Source organism: Ensifer sp. NM-2 (genome assembly GCF_003024455.1).
In the GTDB taxonomy this organism is placed as follows: Bacteria; Pseudomonadota; Alphaproteobacteria; order Rhizobiales; family Rhizobiaceae; genus Ensifer; species Ensifer canadensis.
This window is the reverse complement of record NZ_PVZR01000012.1, coordinates 176,736-201,174: the sequence shown is the minus strand read 5'-3', so window position 1 is coordinate 201,174 and position 24,439 is coordinate 176,736. Positions and strand designations below refer to the sequence as shown.

25 protein-coding genes and 1 pseudogene are annotated in these 24,439 nt (G+C 61.5%); 7 read left to right on the top strand and 19 right to left on the bottom strand.

All coding sequences use genetic code 11. The features are described 5' to 3' along the window. Positions 1-32: 32 nt before the first annotated feature. The 7 genes from tilS to tolQ all read right to left on the bottom strand — a co-directional run bounded on the left by tilS (position 33) and on the right by tolQ (position 6,985). Positions 33-1,373, bottom strand: coding sequence for a tRNA lysidine(34) synthetase TilS (gene tilS, locus C6558_RS23120; RefSeq protein ID WP_057217918.1), 1,341 nt, complete (start codon positions 1,371-1,373; stop codon positions 33-35). Then, on the bottom strand, positions 1,363-2,394 hold the full coding sequence (gene ybgF / locus C6558_RS23115; RefSeq protein WP_025424726.1) for a tol-pal system protein YbgF: 1,032 nt from the start codon (positions 2,392-2,394) through the stop codon (positions 1,363-1,365). Before ybgF ends, tilS begins: the two co-directional genes overlap by 11 nt. Positions 2,395-2,591: 197 nt before the next feature. Next, positions 2,592-3,122, bottom strand: a complete 531-nt coding sequence (gene pal / locus C6558_RS23110) for a peptidoglycan-associated lipoprotein Pal (protein ID WP_025424727.1) — start codon at positions 3,120-3,122, stop codon at positions 2,592-2,594. 182 nt (positions 3,123-3,304) lie between these two features. Beyond that, positions 3,305-4,615 (bottom strand): Tol-Pal system beta propeller repeat protein TolB, encoded by a 1,311-nt coding sequence (gene tolB / locus C6558_RS23105; protein ID WP_025424728.1) that lies wholly within the window; start codon positions 4,613-4,615, stop codon positions 3,305-3,307. Positions 4,616-4,693: 78 nt separating this feature from the next. After that, positions 4,694-5,773 carry a cell envelope integrity protein TolA gene (gene tolA, locus C6558_RS23100; RefSeq protein ID WP_025424729.1) on the bottom strand — a complete coding sequence of 360 codons (1,080 nt, stop codon included), beginning with the start codon at positions 5,771-5,773 and terminating at the stop codon, positions 4,694-4,696. A 9-nt stretch (positions 5,774-5,782) separates the two neighbouring features. Then, on the bottom strand, positions 5,783-6,235 hold the full coding sequence (gene tolR, locus C6558_RS23095) for a protein TolR (protein WP_025424730.1): 453 nt from the start codon (positions 6,233-6,235) through the stop codon (positions 5,783-5,785). Positions 6,236-6,262: 27 nt separating this feature from the next. Next, positions 6,263-6,985: a protein TolQ gene (gene tolQ, locus C6558_RS23090; protein ID WP_025424731.1), complete on the bottom strand. Its 723-nt coding sequence runs from the start codon at positions 6,983-6,985 to the stop codon at positions 6,263-6,265. Between the two features lie 308 nt (positions 6,986-7,293). Here tolQ and C6558_RS23085 point away from each other — a divergent pair, with 308 nt between their 5' ends. After that, positions 7,294-7,584, top strand: coding sequence for a hypothetical protein (locus C6558_RS23085; protein WP_025424732.1), 291 nt, complete (start codon positions 7,294-7,296; stop codon positions 7,582-7,584). 99 nt (positions 7,585-7,683) lie between these two features. After that, a pseudogene (gene ligD, locus C6558_RS23080) lies at positions 7,684-8,789 on the top strand (non-homologous end-joining DNA ligase); the annotation flags it as partial. A 161-nt stretch (positions 8,790-8,950) separates the two neighbouring features. Here ligD and ybgC read toward each other — a convergent pair. Then, positions 8,951-9,406: a tol-pal system-associated acyl-CoA thioesterase gene (ybgC, locus tag C6558_RS23075; protein WP_025424733.1), complete on the bottom strand. Its 456-nt coding sequence runs from the start codon at positions 9,404-9,406 to the stop codon at positions 8,951-8,953. A gap of 127 nt (positions 9,407-9,533) precedes the next feature. On the opposite strand from ybgC, the gene C6558_RS23070 reads away from it, so the two are divergent. The 4 genes from C6558_RS23070 to C6558_RS23055 all read left to right on the top strand — a co-directional run bounded on the left by C6558_RS23070 (position 9,534) and on the right by C6558_RS23055 (position 13,906). Then, complete coding sequence (locus C6558_RS23070; protein ID WP_057206608.1) at positions 9,534-10,754, top strand: NAD-dependent epimerase/dehydratase family protein; 1,221 nt, start codon at positions 9,534-9,536, stop codon at positions 10,752-10,754. Beyond that, positions 10,751-11,614 carry a glycosyltransferase gene (locus tag C6558_RS23065; protein ID WP_057217920.1) on the top strand — a complete coding sequence of 288 codons (864 nt, stop codon included), beginning with the start codon at positions 10,751-10,753 and terminating at the stop codon, positions 11,612-11,614. The genes C6558_RS23070 and C6558_RS23065 overlap by 4 nt, the downstream gene beginning before the upstream one ends. Further along, positions 11,611-12,501 carry an NAD(P)-dependent oxidoreductase gene (locus C6558_RS23060; protein ID WP_057206611.1) on the top strand — a complete coding sequence of 297 codons (891 nt, stop codon included), beginning with the start codon at positions 11,611-11,613 and terminating at the stop codon, positions 12,499-12,501. The genes C6558_RS23065 and C6558_RS23060 overlap by 4 nt, the downstream gene beginning before the upstream one ends. Before the next feature lie 190 nt (positions 12,502-12,691). After that, positions 12,692-13,906: a hypothetical protein gene (locus C6558_RS23055; protein WP_057206614.1), complete on the top strand. Its 1,215-nt coding sequence runs from the start codon at positions 12,692-12,694 to the stop codon at positions 13,904-13,906. A gap of 114 nt (positions 13,907-14,020) precedes the next feature. On the opposite strand, the gene C6558_RS23050 is transcribed toward C6558_RS23055, so the two are convergent. The 7 genes from C6558_RS23050 to ruvC all read right to left on the bottom strand — a co-directional run bounded on the left by C6558_RS23050 (position 14,021) and on the right by ruvC (position 19,994). Beyond that, a protein-coding gene (locus tag C6558_RS23050; RefSeq protein WP_107027712.1) for an IS3 family transposase occupies positions 14,021-15,120 on the bottom strand; the annotation gives its coding sequence in 2 pieces (ribosomal slippage) (positions 14,021-14,868 and positions 14,868-15,120; 1,101 coding nt in all). An 89-nt stretch (positions 15,121-15,209) separates the two neighbouring features. Beyond that, positions 15,210-15,578 (bottom strand): hypothetical protein, encoded by a 369-nt coding sequence (locus tag C6558_RS23045; protein WP_057205713.1) that lies wholly within the window; start codon positions 15,576-15,578, stop codon positions 15,210-15,212. Then, on the bottom strand, positions 15,578-16,477 hold the full coding sequence (locus C6558_RS23040) for a metallophosphoesterase (RefSeq protein ID WP_057205711.1): 900 nt from the start codon (positions 16,475-16,477) through the stop codon (positions 15,578-15,580). The genes C6558_RS23045 and C6558_RS23040 overlap by 1 nt, the downstream gene beginning before the upstream one ends. A 283-nt stretch (positions 16,478-16,760) precedes the next feature. Further along, positions 16,761-17,663 carry a metallophosphoesterase gene (locus C6558_RS23035; protein WP_107027711.1) on the bottom strand — a complete coding sequence of 301 codons (903 nt, stop codon included), beginning with the start codon at positions 17,661-17,663 and terminating at the stop codon, positions 16,761-16,763. Continuing rightward, positions 17,664-18,704 carry a Holliday junction branch migration DNA helicase RuvB gene (ruvB, locus tag C6558_RS23030; protein ID WP_057205706.1) on the bottom strand — a complete coding sequence of 347 codons (1,041 nt, stop codon included), beginning with the start codon at positions 18,702-18,704 and terminating at the stop codon, positions 17,664-17,666. A gap of 87 nt (positions 18,705-18,791) precedes the next feature. Further along, positions 18,792-19,409, bottom strand: a complete 618-nt coding sequence (ruvA, locus tag C6558_RS23025; RefSeq protein ID WP_025424742.1) for a Holliday junction branch migration protein RuvA — start codon at positions 19,407-19,409, stop codon at positions 18,792-18,794. Positions 19,410-19,481: 72 nt separating this feature from the next. Next, entirely contained in the window at positions 19,482-19,994 is a 513-nt protein-coding gene (gene ruvC, locus C6558_RS23020; protein ID WP_025424743.1) for a crossover junction endodeoxyribonuclease RuvC, read from the bottom strand. Between the two features lie 171 nt (positions 19,995-20,165). Between ruvC and C6558_RS23015 the strand changes: the two genes are divergently transcribed. After that, positions 20,166-21,167 (top strand): LLM class flavin-dependent oxidoreductase, encoded by a 1,002-nt coding sequence (locus C6558_RS23015; RefSeq protein WP_057205705.1) that lies wholly within the window; start codon positions 20,166-20,168, stop codon positions 21,165-21,167. 8 nt (positions 21,168-21,175) lie between these two features. Here the strand turns inward: C6558_RS23015 and C6558_RS23010 are convergent, their stop codons facing one another. From C6558_RS23010 to C6558_RS22995, 4 genes are all read right to left on the bottom strand, one after another. Continuing rightward, the gene (locus tag C6558_RS23010; RefSeq protein ID WP_057205703.1) at positions 21,176-21,814 is read right to left on the bottom strand and encodes an HAD hydrolase-like protein; all 639 of its coding nucleotides are present in this window, start codon (positions 21,812-21,814) and stop codon (positions 21,176-21,178) included. A 193-nt stretch (positions 21,815-22,007) separates the two neighbouring features. Continuing rightward, complete coding sequence (locus C6558_RS23005) at positions 22,008-22,754, bottom strand: YebC/PmpR family DNA-binding transcriptional regulator (RefSeq protein ID WP_025424746.1); 747 nt, start codon at positions 22,752-22,754, stop codon at positions 22,008-22,010. Between the two features lie 86 nt (positions 22,755-22,840). Beyond that, on the bottom strand, positions 22,841-23,338 hold the full coding sequence (locus tag C6558_RS23000) for a hypothetical protein (RefSeq protein ID WP_057217925.1): 498 nt from the start codon (positions 23,336-23,338) through the stop codon (positions 22,841-22,843). A gap of 16 nt (positions 23,339-23,354) precedes the next feature. Next, positions 23,355-24,191: an MBL fold metallo-hydrolase gene (locus C6558_RS22995; protein ID WP_057205699.1), complete on the bottom strand. Its 837-nt coding sequence runs from the start codon at positions 24,189-24,191 to the stop codon at positions 23,355-23,357. Positions 24,192-24,439: the final 248 nt, after the last annotated feature.

Genomic DNA, 24,439 nt, shown 5'->3' with positions numbered 1-24,439 from the left:
TCTGGCGACGCCTTGCCAAGGCAAACCGCCAACTACCGTTCCATTTCTGTCAACAGATCGTGAACCGGCGACCGAACATAGGGCTGACGCCCGAACAATCCGGCAATCATCTCCGCCATGATCAGGTCGAAACCCGGCAAAAAGGTGTCGTAGGGGCCTATGCGCGGCTCAACGTCGGTCTTCGCGACGCAATTGTCGTCTGTGGATACAACACAAGGCGCGGAAACCGACGCCCGCTTGGCAACGCCCGGTGGCAGTCCTGCGGCAATAAGTCTCTGTTGTTGCAGGCCGCCATCGTTGGTGGCGCCGATCTGCACCATGCCATTTCCGACATTTCGAACCGTAAAGCGGCCATCCCAGATGCCGGCCTCGCCAGGCCTCAGCGCCAGAAGCGGCAGATCGCGCGTTTCGCGATAAAGGTAAAGGTCGGTCGCACGCCTGTCGAACACGACGCGTCCCGCCGTCAGCCGTCCGGGTTCGTCCCGCTCGAGAAACGCCATCAGTCGCGTCACCGTTTCCGCGGCCAGTGGATGCGTCCTGCCACCGACGACAGCAGCCATTGCCAGAAGCGCGCGGCGGCAGTCGGCGTCGACGCATCTGGCGACAGCAGCGCCGGCAAAGCTCACCACGAGGTTTTCGTGAACGCGCGCATGAAGCTTCAGCCAGGCGGCGGCCCTTGCCGAGGAGCGCGCCCGCGACGCAGCATCCCATGCGGCAGCCACTTCGTCGCCCGTTTCGGCGAGGCGCTCGCGGGTGCGCACACGCTCAAAGCGCATATTCATGTTGCTCGGATCGTCGAACCAGCCAACGCCCTCCGCGCTCAGAAAAGCGCGTATGTCGGCGCGGCGAAGGCCGAGAAACGGGCGCAACACCCAGAAGCGCTTGTCGTAGAGCGTTGCGTCGGCCATTCCGGCGCCACCGGGCCCCTGCCCGCGCTCGGACCGCATCAGGATCGTCTCGCGCTGGTCATCGAGGGTGTGCCCGGTGACGATGCAGGTGGCCCCGAGTTCATCGGCAGCGCTCGCCAGCAGTTGATAGCGCTTGTTACGTGCCGCGGCCTGAATTCCCGCCGTCGGCTTGTGGCCGTCCCAGCGTTTGACCATATGTGCAATGCCGAGGCTGGCGCAGAAGGCGGCGATCGCCTCCGCTTCATCGGCGGAGCCGGGCCTCAGGGCATGGTCGACCGTGCAGGCGGCAAGGGAAAGGTCGGCTTTGCCGGTTGCCTCGATCGCCCGGTGCAGGGCAAGAAGCAGTCCCTTGGAATCGCTACCGCCTGAGACAGCTACGAGCAGTCGGGCGGGCCGATGGAAGAATGAAAGAAATCGTTTCGCCGTTTCGAGAACGGCCAGGTGCCCCGGCGTCTCAGCAGCCAAAGCGGCTTTGCTCGCTCGTCACCTTTGCGCGCACGGCCGGCGAGGCCTTCGGATAGCGCTTGTTCACCTCACGCAACGTGGCGCAGGCAGTTTCCTTGTTGTCGAGCGCGCCAAGCGACATGCCGAGTTTCAGCAGCATTTCCGGAGCCTTCGGCGATTTGGCGTGCGCCTGGTGTGCATTGAGGAACGTCTTGGCAGCTTCGCTGTACTTGCCCTGCGAATACTGCGCCTCGCCCATCCAGAAACTGGCATCGGCCGCCTTTTCGCCCTGCGGGAAGACGTCGAGATAGTCGCGGAACTCCTGCTCGGCGGTGCTGTAGTCGCCGGAAAGCACGTGCCCATAGGCCGACTGGTAGAGGTCGCCGGGGTTGTCGAGCGCTGCCGTCTGCCGCTGGCTATCCGGATTGGCGTTGAGCCCGCCATCGGTGCCCGGAAGTGCTACGCCGGGATCGACACCGGGAGGCGTGGCGTTGGCGCCAGGCTGTGCGTCTGTCGTCGTCGAAATCGGATTGCCGCTCTCGTCGAAGACGATCTGGCCGAGTGTCGTCGGCGGTGCCGCACCGGTCGTGCCCTGATTGGCACCCGATGCGGCCATGCCGGTGCCGGGATCGACAGGCGCCATCGTCTGGCTATCCGTCACCTGAGGGGTGACGGACGCCTGATCGCTGGACTTCGGCGTCTGCAATGCGCCGCTCTTCTTCGGGGAGGCCTTGCCGCTTTCCAGATCCTGGAAGCGGAACTCGTTGTCCTCCTGGAACTTCCGGATCTGCTCCTGCATCTGCAGGAGTTGGAAGCTCATTTCCTCGATACGCCCGTTGAGCGAGCGGATCTGTTCTTCAAGTTGGCCGACCCGTGTGGTTTCGGACGCCTGTACCTTCACGACGGGAAGACTGTGCGCCCCTGCCGTGTCGGCGTGTGTCGTTCGGGCCATGAGCCCGGAAAGCGGCATGGCGTTTACTGTCTGGCCCAGGCCCGAAAGGGCCGCGAGACCAAGCAGTCCAGCCACGACAAATTTCTTCATTTCATTTGTCCTGTTCGAATACCGGTTTTCCCACCCTGGAATCGGGCCCCGCAATACATCTCGCCGATTCATCTGGATGATTGCCGCACAGTTTTCCAATTACCCTGAAAAAGCAACGGAGTTCGGCCAAAGTGTGGTAAAAAAGCAAAGGGCGGCACAAGGCCGCCCTTATAATTTAGCGATGCGTGATCGGAAGATCACATGCCGGCGCCACCGAGAACGGTCACGGCGCGGCGGTTCTGCGACCAGCACGAGATGTCGTCGCAAACGGCAACCGGCTTTTCCTTGCCGTAGGAGATCGTCTTCAGGCGGTTGGCCGGAACGCCGCGCGAAATCAGATAGTCCTTGGTGGAAGCAGCGCGGCGAGCGCCGAGTGCCAGGTTGTATTCGCGGGTGCCGCGTTCGTCGGCATGGCCTTCGACGGTGACGGCGTAGTTCGGGTACTTGGCCAGCCACTGAGCCTGACGGTCGAGCGTCTGCTGGGCGTCGGCGCGGATCGAGGTCGAGTCCGTGTCGAAGAAGATACGGTCGCCGACATTGACGGTGAAGTCCTGCTGCGAACCCGGCGTTGCAGCGCCGGCGCCGAGACCAAGCTCGTTGGCATTGTTCGGCATGTTCTTCTTCGAGGCGCAGCCAGCGATGGCAAGGGTCATGACAAGTGCGATCATGACCGGGTTGCGAGCGATGGTCTGCATGCGGCCTGCGGCCGGGGTGTCAATTCGGCTCATGCGCCGGTCTCCTTGAGAAGTGTCTGAATTCACGGTTGCCAGACTGTAACCGGAAGCGGTTAATCGCTATTCAACAGTTATGGTTAACAAATCGATAATTTAAGCTCGGCGCCTGCTAGACCAGCACTTTGCGGCGAGAAAGCGGCATCGTCGCCACAATCCCCGCCGCAAAGGCGAGCCTGCTATTCAAGCCGCGGCGACCAGGCCGGGTCCGAGGCAAAGCCCTGTGTCGGGACGGCCTGCTCGTTGTAACCGGTCAGATCGATCGAGTAGAGCTGCGGTCCGCCGGCACCGGCGTTCTGGCGGAAGAACATCAAAACGCGGCCGTTCGGCGCCCAGGTCGGGCCTTCATTGTGGAAGCCTGTGGTCAGGATGCGCTCACCCGAACCGTCCGGCTTCATCACGCCGATCGAGAACTTGCCGCCCGACTGCTTGGTGAAGGCGATGAGGTCGCCACGCGGAGACCAGACCGGCGTCGAATAGGAACCGTCGCCGAAGGAGATACGACGCTGACCGGAGCCATCGGCACCCATGACGTAGATCTGCTGACGTCCGCCGCGGTCGCTTTCAAAGGCGATCTGGCCACCATCCGGCGAATAGGACGGTGCCGTATCGATCGCCGGCGTGCTGGTGAGCCGTGTCGTCGTGCGCGAGCGCAGGTCCATCGTGTAGATGTTGGCGTTGCCGTCCTGCTGCAGGCTCATGATGACGCGCTGGCCATCGGGCGAGAAGCGCGGCGAGAAGGTCATGCCCGGAAAGTTGCCGACAACCTCCCGCTGTCCGGTCTCCAGCTGCAGCAGGTAGACCCGCGGCTGCTGGTTTTCGAACGACATGTAGGTGACTTCCTGACGGTTCGGCGAGAAGCGCGGCGTCAGAACGATGTCGTTGGAGTTGGTGAGCGGTCGTGGATTTGCGCCATCCTGGTCCATGATCGCAAGCTGGCGCTTGCGGGCGGTCTTCGGGCCGCTTTCGGCAACGTAGACGACACGCGTATCGAAGTAGCCCTTTTCGCCGGTGATGCGCTCATAGATCGCATCGGCGATGATATGGGCAACACGACGCCAGTTTTCAGGCTGGGTGAAGAACTGCTGCCCGGTCATCTGCGTGCCGGCAAACGTGTCCCAAAGCCGGAACTCGGCCTTCAGGCGACCGTCCGCCTCCTGCGTCACGCGACCGGTGACGAGCGCCTGGGCGTTGATGACCTTCCAGTCCTCGAACCGCGGCGCGGCGTCGGGGTTGCTGATCTTTTCGATGAAGGCACCGCGGTCGATCGGCTTAAACAGGCCCGACCGCTTGAGGTCGGCTGCGACCACGTCCGAAATCTTCTTGCCGAGTTCACCCTGCAGGAAGTCGGTGATCGCGATCGGCAACGGTTCGACATTGCCCTTGTTGATGTTGATTTCAACGACCGCATTCGCCGGCGTCGCCGCCACGAAGGCGGCCAGCAGACCCGCTGCCACCATCAGGGCGCGGAAAAAAGAGCTCTTGATCATAGAGACAAGCCTTTCAGCTTAGTACGAAGGGTTTGCAGGGTTGGTTTGCTATCCGGCATGATTCCAATCCCGGCAGCTCTAGAGTGCGAAATCCGAGGGGTCGAAGTTCAGCACGAGGGTATTCCATCCTTTTTCGCCGTCATATTTTTCAGGCGGCAGGTTCTGTAGCGGTGCCGAGCGGCGGAGCGCGCGCAGCGTGCTGCTCTCGACGGCGCGGCGCGTTCCTTCCGGCCCCCCCGTGGCGGTCACCTCCGGCTCACCGACGATGTTGCCCGAGGGATCCAGTTGCACCCGGATCGAGACGCGCACTTCCTCGACGCCTGTGAGACCGGCCATCAGCGACCATTTGTCCTGGATCTGACCCTTCACACCGTCGATCTCGTTGGCGCTCAAGCCCACGCCGATGGTCTTCTTGCCACCGAGAGCCGCCTCCTGCGTCGAGCGCTTGGCGCCACCGGCAGAGGGATCTTGCCGGTTGAGAAGGGCGGCAATTTCGTCAGCGTTAAACTTGCTCTCCTCAGTGGAGGCCGCCTTCTTCTGTTCCTTCGGCGTCTGCTCGTTCTTGCGGTCAGGTGTCTTTGCCGACTGTGCCGGTTTTTCGACCTTGGGCTTGGCAGCCGGCGTCGGCACCTTTTCGGGCAACGCTTCGGCTTCCGGATTTTCGGCCGGCTTTTCTTCGGCCGGCGCCGGTTCCGGCTTGGTTTCGGGCTTTACTTCCTGCTTGGCTTCCGGCAGTGCCGCGACTTCGGTCGCCGGTTCGGAAGCAGGCTTCGTCTCCTCGACCTTCTTGATTTCCTGCTCGACCGGATCGGGCGTCGGTTCGGGCTTCTCGTTCTTTTCCGGCGAGGCCGTGGCCTCGCTCTTCGACGGCTTGGCGTTCGGCGTCGGCGGCGTTTTCAGGTCCGTGTCGTTGTCGCCGATGTTCTCGGCCGGCTGGCTCGTTTCCGGACGTTTGGTCGGAACCGGCGACGATGTTTCCTTCTTCGGTGCCTTCTTGTCGCCCTGCTGGACCTGGGTCATTTCCGAATAGGGTACGATATCGACAGGCAAGGCTTCGACGTCGGCGACCTGGAAGTCAGCCGGGCTGCCGAGCGAAACCAGCGCCCAGGTCAGAACCAGAGCGTGAAGCAGACCAGATGTGGCGAGACTGCCCTTCATGGCCAAGGATCACTTTTCCTGTTCTTGCAGCGTCACGAGGCCGAGGTTCTTGAACCCTGCAGCCGAGATGCGCGCCATGACCTTCATCACCGTGCCATAGTCGGCATTGGTGTCACCGCGCACGTAGATGCGTTCGTTGTAGCCGGTGGTGGCAATCGCCTCGAGCTTGGGCACGACCTCTTCGATCGCGATCGGCGTTTCCTGCAGGAAGATCTCACCGGCGGGGTTGACCGAAACGGTGATCGGCTGCGTATCGGAATTAAGCGCCTTGGCCTGCGTTTCCGGCAGGTCGATCGGCACGCCGACCGTCATCATCGGTGCGGCGACCATGAAGATGATCAGCAGCACCAGCATCACGTCCACAAAGGGCGTGACGTTGATTTCGCTCATGATCGCTTTCTTGCCGCCGCGGCGGCGGCGACCGCCGCCCGACCCCTTGGCTCCGCCAACCGACATACCCATCAGCGTGGTCTCCGTGCTCTCTGGCGATTACTGCGCGGCCTGGCGCGGGTTCTGCAGTTTCTCGTCGATCTGCCGCGACAGGATCGCGGAAAACTCGTCGGCGAAGGCTTCCATACGCGCCGACAGCTTGCCGGCGTCAGCGGAAAACTTGTTGTAGGCGATAACCGCGGGAATAGCGGCGAGCAGGCCGATGGCCGTTGCCAGCAGCGCTTCGGCGATACCGGGGGCCACAACTGCAAGGTTGGTCGACTTCGAACCGGCGATCGCCTGGAACGAGGTCATGATACCGACGACGGTACCGAAGAGGCCGATGAAGGGTGCCGCCGAACCGATGGTCGCGAGCGAACCGAGGCGCGCTTCCAGCGATTCCGATTCACGCGCAAGCGTCACGTCCATGGCCCGGTCTATACGCATCTGCAGACCGATTGGCGAACGCGCGCCACGCTCGAAGCTTTTCTTCCATTCGCGCATCGCCGAGACGAAGATCGCACCCATGCCCGCCGTCTGACGGTCGGAGAGCGTGCGGTACAGCTCTTCGAGCGATTGGCCCGACCAGAACACCTGCTCGAAGCCGTCGAGCTGGCGACGGACACGGCCGTAGTTCAGCGTCTTGTCGACGACGATCGCCCATGTCCACACCGAAGCTGCAATCAGCCCCAGCATGACCAACTTCACGACAAAGCCCGCTTGCATGAACAGCGACCAGAGGGTCACATCGTGCGTCGCAGCGGCCAATCCAACCTGTTCCATCGTTTTCAGTCCCCGAATCCAAACACCCGGCAAGAGCGGCTCATGCTCGTGACCGGGTAGCCCAAACGTCCTGTTGCAAGAATGCCCCGGCGCCGCCGCTGGTCGCACCATCGCGACCTTTATTAGCTTATGGTTGCCTTCTTGCCGTCAATTTTGGTCAAAGGATGACGTGCACTGCACAAATCCTGATGGGCTGATTAAGACACCATTATGGTTAAGGGAGTGTTACCGCGCTGTGTCTTTCCGGCCGCACCTTGAGGCCAAGCGCCCATCACGGAACTTCCCTCGTCGGCGGGCGTTTTCTCGCCATGACCACGCAAACGACACGACATCGCGACCGGCGGTCCACCCCGCAGCACTTCGATCAGCGCGATCGCTTGATCCTGGCACTCTACGCGCAGTTGAAGGCCGAGCGGGAAACCCGCGCCGCGCTGGAAGAGGCACTCGCCAACGGCGTCCTATCCAGCGAGGTGCTTCAGGCAATCATCTCCGATCCGATCCCTGCCATCACCAGCGAAGATATCGCGGGCATCGAGCAGGCCCTCGCCCAAGACGCAGTCCGCGCGTCAGGCACCAAACCGCTGAACGGAGAACGCTGACCTGCGCAAGAACCCGCTCATCAAGCGACGGCACGAGCTGCAAGCATTGCTCGACGGCATGGGCCCCGCCGGCACACGCCGGATCTGGTGGCCTAGTTCGACTTAGCCGAGTTCTCTGACGATGGACACATTCGCCACGGCGCTTCGAAGGGCTGCGCCGCGACAAGGAGGCCAAGGCCGTGACACAGGAAAGACCGAAGATGACGAAGGAGCCCGAACCCGATGCGAAACGTGCGCCGAACCAAGCAGTGCGTGCGCAGGGCAACGCGAAGCGTGCCTCGCGCGAAACGCCGAGCGCGGCGAATTCGGTTACGGACGACACCGTTCTCGGCGTTCGCATCACCCATCCGGAGCGCGAGCTGTTCGAGGGAGAGCGCATCACCAAGCTCGATCTCGCCCGCTACTACGCCGTCGTGGCGGACAAGATGCTGCCCTTTGCCAGCGGTCACCTGCTGTCGCTGATGCGGTGCCCGCAGGGCGGACGCGGCCAATGCTTTTACCAGAAGCATGCCAGCGAGGGTTTTCCGGCCGAGATCCGCGATACACCGGTGAAGGAATCCTCCGGCGACACCGAGAACTACATGTATGTGCGTGATGCCAAGGGTCTTGTTGCGGCGGTCCAGATGGGAACGCTGGAATTTCACATCTGGGGATCGCCGGTCGACAAGATCGAGACGCCGGACCGATTGGTGTTCGACCTCGACCCCGACCCAAGCGTCGATTTTTCAACCGTCAAGGACGCCGCACTCCGCCTTCGAGACGCGCTCGACGACATCGGCCTCCAATCGGTTCCCATGGTTACCGGCGGCAAGGGCGTGCATGTCATCGTTCCGCTGGCGCCACGCGCACCATGGGAGGACGCGAAACGCTTCGCCAAGTCGTTCGCGCAGGGCTTTGCCGACCGCGATCCGGATAATTTCATTGCCACCATGTCGAAGGCAAAGCGCCAGGGCAGGATCTTCATCGACTGGCTGAGGAACGAACGCGGCGCGACAGCGATCGCTCCCTATTCCACCCGAGCCCGCGCAGGTGGACCGGTGGCAACGCCCGTCAGCTGGAGCGAGCTTTCCAACCTCGACGCAGCCAACGGTTTCCATATCGCCGATATCCTCCAGCGCATCGAAAATGGAATGGAACCCTGGTCTGAGCTTGGCGATACAAGGCAGTCCCTGACCAAGAAGATACTGGATACGCTGGCCGAATAAGCGGGGCGGCTAGGCCGCCACCTGCCGCAGGCCCTCGATCCATACGTACGTCCGCATGATCGTCAGCTGCACAAGCGGTACGGGTTGCAACTAACCTCCTGGCAACGAAAAAAGCGCCCTTCAGAAAGGACGCTTCGATGCATGCAACAGCACGTGCCGGCTTAACCCACGCTTTGCCTTGCCTGTGTGAATTTCGTCGCCAGCGCTTCGGGCAGGCGGCGGGGACGGCCCTGGCCGTTGATCACCGCGATAATCACCTTGGCGGCGATCAGCAATTGCCCATCACGGCGGATCTCCTGCAGCAGCACCATCTTGGCACCGCCCGCTTTCTCCGTCACCGTGCCGATCGTCAGGATGTCGTCCATGCGCGCCGGCGCCTTGAAGTCGATCTCCATGCGATGCACGACAAAGACGAGACCCTCGCTGTCCCCCTCGATCGCCAGCGTCGCCTGCTCGACGCCGAGCAGCCGCAGGAAATCCGTGCGGGCGCGCTCCATGAAATGCAAGTAGCGGGCGTGATAAACGACGCCGGAAAAATCGGTGTCTTCGTAATAAACGCGCTGGACCAGTCGATGGCCGCCTTCGGTCAGTTCGCCTGCAATCGAGATCAGGGACATGCTTCTCTCCGACAAGAATTTCCCAAATCCTGTGCAGGAACAAAAAGGCATTTGCAAGCATTGCAGCTTTGTCACAAACCTATCCTACACGTGACACAGCTTTCCTTCCTGATCAGGAGAACCGTGCATGAAGATTGCGATCCTCGGCGGTGATGGTTTCATCGGCTGGCCAACGGCCCTTCACCTGTCCGACGCCGGTCATGACATCCATATTCTCGACAATCTCTCACGCCGCTGGATTGATACCGAGCTCGGCGTGCAGTCTCTGACCCCGATGGATTCGATCCAGGAGCGTACCCGCATCTGGCATGCCGAAACCGGCCGTCGCATTCATTTCAACCTGATCGATCTTGCCCGCGACTACGAGCTTTTGAAGAACTGGCTTACGGAACACCGCCCCGACGCGATCGTGCATTTCGCCGAACAGCGCGCAGCGCCCTATTCGATGAAGAGCGACCGGCACAAGAACTACACCGTCAACAACAACGTCAATGCCACGCATAATCTGCTGAACGCCCTCGTCGAACTCGAACTCGATGCACATCTGGTGCATCTCGGCACCATGGGCGTCTATGGCTATTCCACCGTCGGCGCGGCGATCCCCGAGGGCTATTTGCCTGTTGGCATCGAGACGATGGCGGGCAAAACCGTGACCCAGGACATCCTCTATCCCTCGAATCCCGGCTCGATCTACCACATGACCAAGTGCCTGGATCAGCTGCTTTTCCAGTTCTACGCCAAGAACGATGGCCTCAGGATCACCGACCTGCACCAGGGCATCGTCTGGGGCACCCACACGGAGCAGACCCGCAGGCACGCTCAGTTGATCAACCGTTTCGACTATGACGGCGACTATGGCACCGTGCTGAACCGTTTCCTCATCCAGGCGGCGATCGGCTATCCGCTGACCGTGCATGGTACCGGCGGCCAGACACGCGCCTTCATCCATATCCAGGATTCCGTGCGCTGCATCGAACTGGCGCTGAAGAACCCGCCGGCCCGTGGCAGCCGCGTCGAAATTTTTAACCAGATGACGGAAACCCACCGGGTGCGGGACCTCGCCGAAATGATCGCCACGATCTCCGGTTCGCAGATTGCCTGGCTGCCCAACCCGCGCAAGGAAGCGGCGGAAAATGAACTCGTTGTGCACAACGAAAAGTTCCTGGGGCTCGGCCTCGATCCGATCCGTCTCAGAGATGGTCTGCTTTCCGAAATCGTCGATGTCGCCAGGAAATTTGCCTATCGCGTCGATCGCTCGCGCGTTCCGGCCGTCTCCGCCTGGACCAAGGATATCGCGATGCGCATCAACCACGACCCTGAGGGCAAGCGGCTGAAATCCGTTTCATGACATCACTTGACGATCACCCGGAGGGGCTCCGCCCCTCCTCCCCTGCCTCGTCCGATCATGCATTCGTGACGCTCGTGACCAATGCCGACTATGCGCTCGGCGCCCGCGCGCTCGTCCGCTCGATCCGCCTGACGAACACCCTGGCCGATATCGTCGTTCTCCACACCGGCGGTGTTGCCGCCGACGTCCTTGCGCCAATCTCAACCTTCGGCTGCCGCCTCATCGAAACGGAGCTGCTGCCGCTCTCGGAAGCCTTCAACGAGCGCCACGGCAAGCGCAACGTCCACGACAAAGCGCCCTTCACCAAGGGGCGCAAGCCGGCTTTTCATTCGCCGCTCGACAATTTCTGCAAGCTGCGGCTCTGGCAGCTGACAGAATATCGCCGCTGCGTGTTCATCGACGCCGATGCGATCGTTCTCAGAAACATCGACCGGCTGTTTGGCTATCCGGAGTTTTCCGCCGCGCCGAATGTCTATGAAGGTCTTGCCGATTTTCACCGTTTGAATTCCGGCGTCTTCGTTGCCGAGCCATCCATCGCGACGTTCCGCGCCATGGTCGAAAGGCTCGACGCGCCCGAAGCCTTCTGGCCCCGCACCGACCAGACCTTCCTGCAGAGCTTTTTTCCCGAATGGCATGGCCTGCCGGTGACCATGAACATGCTGCAATATGTCTGGTTCAATTTGCCAGAACTCTGGGACTGGTCGTCGATCGGCGTGTTGCACTACCAGTACGAAAAGCCGTGGGAGAAGGACCATCCCCGCACCAAGCAGCTTCGTCCGTTGATCGACCTCTGGTCCGCCTACCTAACCGGCGAGAATATTCCAGACATAGCAACCCTTGCGAATCCGGCTCAGTCATGACGCGCGTGCTCGTCTCCGGTGGCACCGGTTTCGTCGGCCGCTTCATCGTCGAACATCTGATGGCCGCCGGGTATGACGTTGTTGCCGGCGGCCGCACTCCGCCCGCTCCCGCCTTCTTCTCGAAGCCTGTCGCTTTCGTTCCGCTCGCTCTCGACCCGGATATCGATCAGAGCGTCGCCTTCCGTGACGTCGACCACTTCGTCCATGCCGCCTTCCAGCATGTCGCCGGGCGTTATCGGGGCGGCGAAGGCGATGACCCGGAAGGGTTCCGCCGCAGCAATCTGGACGGCTCCGTCCGCCTGTTTCGAACCGCCCGCGACCACGGCGTGAAGCGTTGCGTCTTCCTGTCGAGCCGCGCCGTCTATGGCGACGAACTGCCGGGCGTAGAACTGTTTGAAGATACGCCCTGCCATCCCGAAAGCCTCTATGGCAGCCTCAAGCTGGAAGCCGAAAATGCACTGGCCGCACTAGGCACGAACGCATTCAAGGCGGTGAGCCTGCGTGTGACCGGCGTCTACGGACGGTCCGGCACAGGTGCCGCTCACAAATGGCAGCCGCTTTTCGATGACTATCTCGCGGGCCGAGAGATTGCGCCACGCGCCGGCACGGAAGTTCATGGCGATGATGTGGCCGCCGCCGTTCGCCTCACCCTCGAAGCACCGCTCGACCGCCTGACGAGCCGCGTGTTCAATATCTCCGATGTCCTCGTCGACAACCGTGCCATTCTGGCAATCGTTCAGCAGATCACCGGATCCAAGCACGCCCTTCCGCGCCCGGCCACCCTGACTGCCTTCAACGCCATGAATAGCGAGAAGATCCGGGCACTTGGCTGGCAGCCGGGTGGGCTGGAGCGATTGCGGGCAACGGTCAGAACGCTGCTTGCCTGACGCCGCAAGCGCATAGGACCAGAGTCCTGCTTGTCTAATTTTAGGACTCGTTTAAAGAGCTTTAATGCACAAATAATTACCTTAGGTTGTCTTCGAATATCTGCGTTAAGGTGGCTGCGCGGGCCGGTTCCGGTCTCGCTCCACAGCTCAACCTCCCGTCGATCGACGGCGCTTCGAAGGAAACAAAACGATGCCTATCGAGACGTTGAATCCTGAAGTCTGGAAGCTTGTCGGCACTTTGAACGGTGAATGGAGAACGAACGGCGGTAAGGATTTTGGATGGGGTACGGTCAAAACCTCATCGCAAACCCTGACCGCGAACGCCTTGCTATCGGTCTACAAGCTGATACACGGCGATCAGAATCTGACGCGCGACTATTATCTCGTTGCCGGCGATGTCTACCACGGCATTCAGGGCTCGCCGTCCAAGCCGTCGTCCAATTGGGTCTCGGTCGGCTTTTATGCCAACCACATGAATCTGCGCATTGAAACGACCTCGGCACAGGCACGTCTCTTGACGTTCGGGCCGAACAGCACGGTCGAGCAGGCAACCATCAGCTTCTCGATCGGCGGCGAACTGAGCGCCGAGTATAGTTCGGAAGGCCCGAAGGCGGGCGCTTCGCTCAGCGCCAATGTCGGCGTCAGCTTCACCGCTTCCGAGGTCTCGTTCGCGGCCCGCCCGGAATCGCGATCAATCGAGTGGCACACCAGCTTGCCGCATGTCGGCTGGGTGTCGTCGGGAATGCCGGCAAATCCCGGCCGCCCATCCTATGCCGGCTATATCTGGAACCCAGCCGTGATCATCGAGGTGCCGCAGGGCGCAGTGCCCAATCTCAAAGGTCGCTTCGAAGTGGATTTCGAATACAATTGGACACGCGGCATCCGCAAGCGGTCGTTCACCCCCGGCATCGACCTCGTTTATCAGTCCCTCATCAAGACCGGCGCCGACGACGCGCAACAGGAACAACAGCTTCCGACGATACTGGAGACGCTACGCTCTCTCGCGGCGACAACCGGCCGGGACGGCAAGACCGATACCTTCCTGATGGCGCTTGAACGCTCACGCGTCATCGATGCCTTCGGGGACAGCAATCTCGACCAGATCGTCATCGCACCGACCAATATCGCTATTCAGGACTATTTCGACAAACACCCACAAACCGCGCTGGAGGCTGTCTCACCCGCGAACCAAAGCTGGCTTGACGCCTGGATTGCAGAGCGGGTCATCAGCACCCCGCCCAACTCGATCGAGGTTGCCAAGCTCAGCACATCAATCAAAGGGATCGCGGGGATGGCAGGAGATTGGTTCGAGTGCGCGGATGGTTTGCTTCTGGTAACCGACACCTATGAAGTCGTACCCGGCTTGCGTAGCGCTCTACAAAATCTCTTCGGCAAGGCCGCCTGACGCGGTTTGCTCAACACCCATAAACAGAAAGGCCCGGCGTCGCGCTCGACGCCGGGTGACCTGAGACCCATCTTCCCTCCATTTTTCAGGAGAGTCGTTGGTTTCAATCTGACTTCAAGCGGCCTGTTTTTCCATAGCCATTTTCATTGCGAATTCGCTGGGTGTGATATTTCCGAGCGATGAGTGTGGTCTGTTTCGGTTGTAGTCCTCCTTCCACGCTGTGATGTCCGTCCGCGCCTGTGTCAGCGATGAGAAGAGGGTTTCGTTGAGGCATTCGTCGCGGAAGCTGCCATTGAAGCTTTCAACGAAACCGTTCTGCATCGGCTTGCCAGGTGCGATGTAATGCCATTCGACGTGTGTGCCCTGGCACCACTTGAGAACGGCCATGCTGGTCATTTCCGTGCCATTGTCAGAGACAATGGTCCTTGGCTTTCCGCGCCGTGCGATGATCGTATCCAACTCCCGAGCAAGCCGCAGCCCTGAGAGTGACGTGTCGGCGACTAGCGCCAAGCACTCACGGGTGAAGTCGTCGACAACGGCCAGGACGCGGAAGCGGCGACCATCGGTGAAGGCGTCGCTAACGAAGTCCAGGCTCCAGCGCTCATTGGGACGCGATGGCAATGCCAACGACCGCCTGGTTCCCAGGGCACGCTTGCGCCCGCCGCGTTTGCGGACGGTCAGCTTCTCTTCCCGATAGAGCCGCCTGAGCTTCTTCAGGTTCATGACGATACCCTGCCGATCCAACATCACGTGGATGCGCCGATAGCCGAAACGGCGGCGCTCTGACGCTACCTTCTTCATGGCATCCCGGATATGGGCGTCATCAGGCCGAATACTGCGATATCGCATGCTCGACCGGTCAATGGACAAAACCTCGCACGCCCGACGCTGGCTCACACCATGCTCCTTGCAGACATGAGCCACCGCATCTCGCTTCACATCGGGCGTCACCATTTTTTTGATGCGACGTCCTTCAGGATCGCGTTGTCCAGCATTGCTTCGGCGAGCAGTTTCTTCAGCTTGGCATTCTCATCTTCCAAAGCCTTTAGCTTCCTGGCGTCGGAAACATCCATGCCGCCATACTTCGCCTTGTATTTGTAAAAGGTTGCCTCCGATATCCCATGCCTGCGGCAGACATCGGCCGTCTTCTGGCCACTCTCCTGCTCGTTCAGTATCCCGATGATCTGCTGTTCCGTGAACCGTGCACGCTTCATTCCGTCCGTCTCCTCAATGTGACGGACTCTACCAAAATTTGGAGGAAGTTCAGGGTCTCAGGTCACGGGCCTTTCCTTCTGATCACGGGTCAAACCAGACCCGTGATCCCCCAACTCAAGCCACCGACAGCAGGCCCATCATCGGCTCGATCCGCGCTTTCATCGAATTTGCCGGTTTTATCCGCCGGAAGCACGAAGAGAAGGCTGTGCGAGACAACGATCGCGGCGGCAAGCAGCAGGCCATAGGCCATCAGGATCACCATCATCGGAACGACGAAATTGAGCTGTGGCAATGCGCCGAGCATCAACGGCACGCACCAGGAGGTTGCCGATATTACACCGGAGACGAGGAAGGTGCTGCGCTGCTTGGTCGACATGCCTTCCATCAGCAAGCGGCCGATCTGCATCTTCACCTTCGGCAAGATCACCGAGCCCGTTGCTTGAGTCGACGCTGTCATTAGCCGATATCGATGGCAACGATTTCCGGCGGCGATCCGATCCGGATCGGCAAATTCGAAAGACCCAATCCACCGGAGACGATCATGTGACGACCGTCCTCGACGACGTGGCCGTAGGCATAGCGGTTGCCGTATCGCGACGGGACAAGCGGCGCATAGCCGAGAATCCTGACCTGCCCGCCATGGGTATGGCCGGCGAGTGTCAACGATACACGCCGGGGCACGTCGACAAAGATGTCCGGCTCGTGGGCCATCAGGATGATCGGATCGTCACCATCCATGCCGGCCATCGTGCCGGGCAGGTCATCGAGCCCGGGGATCATGCCTGAGCCGTCGGGAGCCAGGTAGGTTGGCTCGAGTTGATCGGCCAGACCGGCGAGCCAGAAGGATCGTCCGTCCTTTTCGAGCCGCAGCGCACGATTGTCGTAGACCGGGATGCCAACGCCGGCAAGCGCCCTGTGGGCTAGCGTCGGACCATGCCCGGCCAGACGGGCGACCGGATCGTTGAGCCAGTCGTGATTGCCTATGATCGCGTGGACCCCGAGAGGCGCTTTCAGCCGCGCCAATGCCTCGGCCCAACGGGCGGGTTCGATGAAACCGGTCAGGCGCAGGCTGCTCATATAGTCGCCGAGAAGGAGGATGATGTCGCCACCAAGCGCACTGGCCTGATCGCAGATGCCGGCAATCCGGTGCACAGGCATCCAGGGTTCGCAGGCGTGGATATCGGCCAGGACGACGACCCTGAGCTTGAGGCCTGGCGGCCAGTTGGCAGGCCGCAAAGCGTAGGACGTCACCAGCGGCCGCTGCAACGGCTCGACCCCCACCGCATAGGCGCTGGTGCCAAACCCAGCCATCACCAGCCCGCCGAGAAGCTTGAGGAACCCGCGCCGCGCCAGCATTCACTCTTCCCTTCAATGGATGGACGCCAAGCCGCCTGCCACCTTCATCGAGGCGATGCAGGTAATGGAAAGCGCTCGTCCAACGTCGACGGCCGGCTCTTTCCCTACTGCATGTTTCCTTAAATCGTATCCGGTTCAAGGAAACATGCAGCAATTCAAAGTGCTACAGCGACCTCTGCGCGTCTCATGAGACGCGTGGCGCTGTCGCGGATCATAGCGAGCCCGCCGCCACGCCGAAATACGCCATTTGGCCGCGCGCCTAAGCCATGCGGCCGGAATCCCCTCAGCCGAGGTCGATGACGACGATCTCCGGCGGCACGCCGAAGCGGACCGGCGCGATCGAGCAGCCGAGCCCGCCGGAAACGATCAGGCTGCGATCGTCTTCAACCATATGACCATACGCATACCGATCGCCGAAGCGCGAGGGTAAGACGGGAGCATGACCGAGAAACCGGACCTGCCCACCATGGGTGTGGCCCGAGAGCGTCAAGGCAACGCGCGAAGGCACTTTCGGAAAAATGTCGGGCTCATGGGCAAGCAGGATCACCGGCGCGTCGTCTTCTACTTGTGCCAGCGTGCCATCGAGAGCGTCGAGGCCCTGCATATGCTTGCGCATCCATTTCTTGCCCGGCACCAACGCGAGTTGGTCTTCGAGGCCGGCGAGCCAGAAGCCGAGGCCATCCTTTTCCAGGCGGATGGCGCGATTGCTGTAGACGTTGATGCCGACGTCGGCGAGCGCCTTGTGACCGAAGGTGAGGCCGCCGCTGTTCTTCTGCGCGGTCCTGTCCTCCCACCAGTCGTGATTGCCCATGATCGCATGCACGCCGAGCGGCGCCTCAAGCGTCGCGAGCGCCTTCGACCATTCGCTGGAATGCACATAGCGTGTCACCAGGTTCATGCCGGCGGCATAGTCGCCGAGAAGGACGGTGATATCGCCACCAAGCGCATTGGCCTGCCGGCAGATCGAGGCGATGCGGTTGGCGGACATCCATGGCTCACAGGCGTGGATGTCCGCAAGTGCCACCACCCGCAGCTTCAAGCCCGGCGACCAGCCCGGCGGCGTCAGCGCATAACGCGTCACGCTCAGCCGGGCGAGCGGCTCGATGGCAAAGGCATAGCCGCCAAGCGCCGCCATGCTGGCAATCCCGCCGCCGAGAAACTTCAGAAGCCCACGGCGCGTGATCATTTACTCGTCCTCGAGCGTCAATCGAAACTGGGTCGCCTCGACCTCTTTTGGCGGATTGAGGCCGATATGTTTCCAGGCATTGGCGGTCAATATGCGGCCGCGCGGCGTGCGCTGGATGAAACCCTGCTGGATCAGATAGGGTTCGATGATGTCTTCGATCGCATCGCGCGGTTCGGAAAGCCCGGCGGCAATGGTCTCGATGCCGACAGGCCCGCCAGCGAAATTCTGGGCGATCATGAAGAGATAGCGCCGGTCGAGCTGGTCGAGCCCCATATTGTCGACGAGAAGCCGCGTCAGCGCCTCGTCGGCGATCTGCTTGGTCACCGCTTCGGCCCGGGCCACTTCGGCAAAATCACGCACGCGACGCAGCAGGCGGCCGGCGATCCGCGGCGTTCCCCGTGCGCGCCGCGCAATCTCGCGTGCGCCGTCGTCGGTCATGCCGAGCCCCATCAGCCGGGAGCCGCGGCGCACGATCGATTCCAGTTCCTCGACCGTATAGAAATTGAGCCGCACCGGAATACCGAAGCGGTCGCGCAGCGGCGTCGTCAGCAGGCCGAGACGGGTGGTTGCAGCGACCAGCGTGAACTTCGACAGATCGATCTTCACCGATCGCGCCGCCGGTCCCTCGCCGATGATCAGATCGAGCTGGAAGTCTTCCATCGCCGGATAGAGGATTTCCTCGACCGCCGGGTTGAGCCGGTGGATTTCGTCGATGAACAGAACGTCGCGCTCTTCGAGATTGGTCAGGAGCGCTGCCAGATCGCCCGCCTTGGCGATAACAGGCCCGGAGGTCGAGCGGAAGTTGACGCCCAGCTCCTTGGCCATGATCTGCGCCAGCGTCGTCTTGCCGAGACCGGGCGGCCCGACGAACAGCACGTGATCGAGCGCTTCGCCGCGGTTCTTCGCCGCTTCGATGAAGATCTTCAGGTTGGCGCGGGCTTCCGCCTGGCCGGTGAATTCGTCCAGAGACTGCGGACGCATCGTCGCATCGAGATCTTCGCCGCGCTTTTCCGGCGTTATCAGGCGTGCGGCTTCAGTCATCCATCCGTTCCAATCGATCGGGCATTCTTGCGCGTGGTGTTAAAGAGAATGCCCGTTTTGCATCGGCCGGCACGACAACGCAAGGAATCATCGCGCCAGCTCCTTGAGGCCAAGCCGGATCAGCTTGGCGCTGTCGGCGTCCTCGCCGCCGTTCTTCAGCGCCGCGGCAACCGCATTTGCAGCCTGGTCGCGGGAATAGCCGAGGTTGGTCAACGCCGACACCGCGTCTGAAACCGGCGCCGAGGCAACACCCTCGCCAAGCTCCTGCTTGAGGCCGATCGTGCCGGACATTTCGCCGGCAAACGCCGGTGCCTTGTTTTTCAGTTCGGTGACGATGCGCACCGCCACCTTCGGGCCGACACCCGGCGCGCGCGACACCGAGGTCTTGTCCTGTAGCGCAATCGCGTTTGCAAGCTCGCCCGGCGTCAGCGTCGACAAAAGAGCGAGCGCCACCTTGGAGCCCACCCCCTGGACGCTCTGCAACAGCCGGAACCACTCGCGCTCCAGCGCCGTCAGGAAGCCGAACAGCTTCAACTGGTCCTCGCGCACATAGGTCTCGATAAACAGCACCGCCGCCTCTCCCGCCGAACCGAGCTTCGACAATGTGCGCGCCGAACAATGGGCGACATAGCCGACGCCATGCACGTCGAGAACGACATGATCCTCGCCGATTTCGTCGATAGTACCCTTCAATTTGCCGATCATGTGGCGTCGTCTCTCATGGATGGATTGCGGGATGATCGGACCGACCATCGGAAATTAACGGCACCAGCGCAACTACCCCATCAGGGCCGCAAGCCGGCTGGTCACCGACAGGCGGTTGTGCGCGTGGCAAATGGCAATCGCGAGCGCGTCGGCAGCATCGTTGCCCTTGAACTCGGCCTTCGGCATCAGGACTTTCAGCATCATGTGGATTTGCTGCTTTTCACCGTGGCCGACACCGATGACGGCCTTCTTGACCGCGTTCGGCGCATATTCGGCAACCCTCAAGCCCGCGCGCGCCGGCACCAGCATGGCGATGCCGCGCGCCTGCCCGAGCTTCAGCGTCGCCGTTGCATCCTTGTTGACGAAGGTCTGCTCCACCGCGGCCTCGTCTGGCTGATAACTGTGCACGACTTCCGCCAGGCCATCATGCAGCTGGCAGAGCCGCGAAGCGAGATCCATGTCGCCATCGGATGTCACCGTGCCGGAGGCGACGAAACGCAGCGAATTGCCAAGCGTTTCGATGATGCCCCAGCCGGTACGGCGGAGGCCCGGATCGATGCCGATGATGCGAATCGTGGTTTGCATGAATTTCACCCTATGCTGCGTGTCCGGACGCTGCCAGCAAAAAGTGAACAAAACAAAAACATCCACATGAGGCAAGCGCGGCTGTCGGAAATCTCAAGCGCTACCCTTGGATTGAGGAATTTTGACCTTACATAGCCATTCAATCAATTTCGCTCAATAAAGGCCTGGCTCATGGCGACTTTCTCCGTCCTCGATCTCTCCCCGATCACCGAAGGCGGCAGTGTCGCCCAATCGCTCGAAAACTCGAGGCTCTTGGCGCAGGCGGCCGAAGAAAACGGCTACAAGCGCTTCTGGCTGGCCGAACATCACGGCATGAAGGGCATTGCCAGCGCGGCGACCTCGATCGTCATTTCCCACGTCGCCGCAGGAACGAAGACGATCCGCGTCGGCTCCGGCGGTATCATGCTACCGAACCATTCGCCGCTGGTGATTGCCGAGCAGTTCGGCACACTTGCCGCCCTCTATCCCGGCCGCATCGATCTCGGGCTCGGCCGCGCGCCGGGCACCGACATGCGCACCGCCCAGGCGCTTCGCCGCAATATGGAGGCGAGCGCCAACAACTTCCCCAATGACGTCGTCGAACTGCAGGCACTGCTCGGCCCCGTCGCCGAGGATCAGAAGATCATCGCGGTTCCGGGTTCCGACACCAATGTGCCGATCTGGCTGCTCGGATCGAGCCACTACAGCGCCCATCTCGCCGGCATGCTCGGTTTGCCCTTTGCCTTTGCCTCGCATTTCGCGCCCGACATGCTGCTGTCGGCGCTTGAGATCTATCGCGAGCGCTTCACGCCTTCGCAGACGCTCAACAAGCCGCACGTGATGGTCGGCGTCATGGGCGTGGCAGCTGCCACCGACGAGGAGGCGAACTACCTCTTCACGTCGATGCAGCAATCCTTCGTCGCCCTGCGGCGCAACGCCCGCGGCCGGTTCCCGGCGCCGGTGGCGTCCATGGATGGGCTATGGAGTTCGGATGAGAAGATCTTTGTCGATCACGCGATGTCCTATGCCATCGTCGGTGGACCGGAGACCATCCGCAGAAAGATCGAAACGTTCCTTGACCAAACGAAGGCGGACGAACTGATCATCTCGATGCCGATCTTCGACATGGATGCCCGGCTCAAGTCGCTTCGGCTTTTCGCCGAGGCGCAGCAGGAGCTTGCCAAGGCGGCCTGATCAGTTGGTCAGCCCCGCCCCGCGACCCGAAAGGCCGGCAGGATCTCGTCGATGCGATCGAAGAAACGATCCGGCCCGAGCGATTTCAGGAACGCCGGATCGGCGTAGCCCCAGCCGACGGCGCCCGCCGCAATGCGTACTTTGCGGGCTGCCTCGATGTCGCGAGCCTCGTCGCCGATCGCAAGCATCCGCGAAGGATCGATGCCGGCAAACTTGACGACCCTCTTGAAATGCTGCGCCTTGCCGAACAGTGTGGCGCCGCATTCGAACAGGTCGATAGCGCCAGCGGTCTCGCCCAGCGCCTTGCGAACGGCCGCTTCGCCATTCGAACTGACGACCGCGATGCCGATGCCAGCCGACTTCAGCGCCGTCAGCATGCCCGAAACGCCGGGGAAAAGCTGAATGGCCCGAGCCTGGGCGGCCATTTCCTGCCGCATGAAAGTGGCGATCTGCGGCAGTTTCCACATCGGTACGCCGAGATGCGCGATGATCTCGCGACTGCCCATGGCGCGCAGCCCCTTGAACTCCTCGACCGTGAGCTGGCGAAACCCAAAGCGCGCGGCGGCAAGGTTGCTCGCCGCCATGAACAGCTCCGCCGTATCGGCGAGTGTACCGTCGAAGTCGAAGATCGCGAACTCATACGTCATCAGTCACATCCCATCGGTGACGCCCAAAGAAAAACCCGTGCCCTTTAGGACACGGGTAGATCAAGACGTCTACAGCGCAGTGCGTCCGATTGGACGCGCAAAGGTCGCTGTAGCACTTTGAATTGCTGCATGTTTTTGTCCCTAAATCGGATGGGACTTAAGGAGACATGCAGTAGGCCTGAAAAAATCCGGATCAGGCCGAAAGCTTCGCCATGACCTCATCGGACACTTCGAAGTTCGAATAGACGTTCTGCACGTCGTCGTCGTCTTCAAGAATGTCGATGAGCTTCATCAGCGACTGCGCCTTCTCCTCGTCAACAGGCACGGTGTTCTGGGCTTTCCAGATCGCATTGACGGTTTCGGCTTCGCCGAGCGTGTCTTCCAGAGCCTTGGAGACTTCGCCGATCGCTTCGAAGCCGCAGATGATCGTGTGGCCGTCCTCGTCGGTGGTCACGTCGTCGGCACCGGCTTCGATCGCCGCTTCCATCACCTTGTCGGCGTCGCCGACCGAAAGCTTGTAGGTGATCTCGCCGACACGGTCGAAGGAGAAGGAAACCGAACCGGTTTCACCAAGCGCGCCACCGGCCTTGGTGAAGGTCGAGCGGACGTTGGAGGCGGTACGGTTGCGGTTGTCGGTCAACGCCTCGACGATAACAGCGACGCCGCCCGGGCCATAACCTTCGTAACGGACTTCTTCGTAGTTCTCCGCGTCGCCGCCGGAGGCCTTCTTGATCGCACGTTCGATGTTGTCCTTCGGCATCGATTGCGCCTTGGCGTTCTGGATCGCCAGACGCAGGCGCGCGTTCATCGACGGATCGGGCATGCCGGTCTTCGCCGCAACCGTGATTTCGCGCGCGAGCTTGGAAAACATTTTCGAGCGCACCGCATCCTGACGGCCCTTGCGGTGCATGATGTTCTTGAACTGTGAATGGCCAGCCATGGCACCCTCTGCATGCATGAATTTGAATGGAATGGGGCGCCTTATAGTTTTATTGCCGCTTTCCGTCCAGCAGGGGGCGTTTCTTTTCAGTTGGCGGAGATGCGCCCGCGACTGAGAACGAAGGCATGGCCGTCCTCGCGGCGGCAGGAAAGGCCCGTTCGTTCCGAGATGCAGGAAAAGGGCCCGCCCTGCCATGTCGCCCTATATTCGAGGATCGGCCCGGCCGAACAGCAGCTCGGATCTCCGACCTCGCGATTGATCGTTGCCGCGCCGGCCCGTCCGAGCGTTGCCCTGACGTAACGCGGCGCGATGATATCGCAGGCGAGCTCCGGCCCGCCGTCGGCAGGCTGATAGGTCGGCGTGCCGCCCGGGGGTGTGTAGATGCAGCCGATATTGCCCGATGGCATCACGAACTCTTCCTGCTCGGCAACGGGCGCGACAGTCGCCTGGGGAACAGCTTGCGGGTGCTGGGTGTCGGGAGGCGGCATGCGCGGCGCAGGCGCGCCTCCAGCCAGAGCCGCCGTTACCAAAACCATTGTTGAAAAGGACAGAAACGCAACGACGCCGGCTGCAAACGATCTCATTGGGCAATCCCGATGTTCAGACGCCCTGGAGGATATAAATCAGCGGTTTGCTTGGCAAGGAACGCAGCGAGACTTTGACGCTCGCTCCGGTCGCGAAGCTCTTGTCGAAATCGTCGCCGAACATGTCGAGGAAGGCGTCGATCGGGGGACCGCGCCGATGCATCGGCAGGATAAGCGCCGCGCGCAGCCGCGAAACGACGCGGCTCATGCTTTCGGCCCCCATCGTCAGCCCGCCATCGACCGGCACCATCAGCACATCGAGCCTGCCGATCTGCCGGTAGTGGCTGTCATCGAGCTCGTGGTGCAGATGGCCGAGATGGCCGATGCACAGACCCGCCACCTCGAAGATGAAGATGGAATTGCCATCATGCTCCATCGTCACGGCGCCGGAGCGGATGTCCGTGGTGACATTGCGGATATAGGCATCGCCGACGACGAGGTCGTGCCGCGCCGGCTCGCCGTCTTCACCCCAACCATGCAGCACCGTGCGGATCGCCGGATCCGGCGTCAATGTGTAGTGGCTGGAATGCGCCTTGTTCATCGTCACCACGGTCGGCGGCGCCGACGGACGGAACCAGCCATTATAGTCCGTGGCGATCGACACGCCGCCCGGCGTCTCGATCAGAAAGGTCGAGTGGCCGAGATAGCTGATCGTCACTTCACCAGCGGCCGTCTGCCCCTTCGTTGCGGCGGCCGGTGTAAAACTGGCGAACGCGGTCTGAGGCAACGCCTCGGCGATCGCCTGGCATTGGCTCACTTGTGCGGGCGCTGCCTGTGCATGCGCGGCCGACGGCCAGAAGGCATGCAGAAGCCAGATGGCGGCAAAAGTGTAGGCAAGGTAGCGGAGCATCATCCATCACCTTTCACACCGCGCACGCATGACCTGTGCTCAAGCCCATTCGGCTTGGGTACAGGTCATGCGGCCGTTTGAGAGTATCGGCAGCGAACACGTCAATTCGAGAAACGCTGCCGTCACGGGCGAAAGGAGGATTGTGCAAGCGCGCCGTAACGTCCAGCGACAAAGCTGCGTCAAGCACTCACGTTTGCGTCATTGTGCTGGCATTGCGAACAGCGTCGCGCGTCCTGTTCACAGCGAAACGC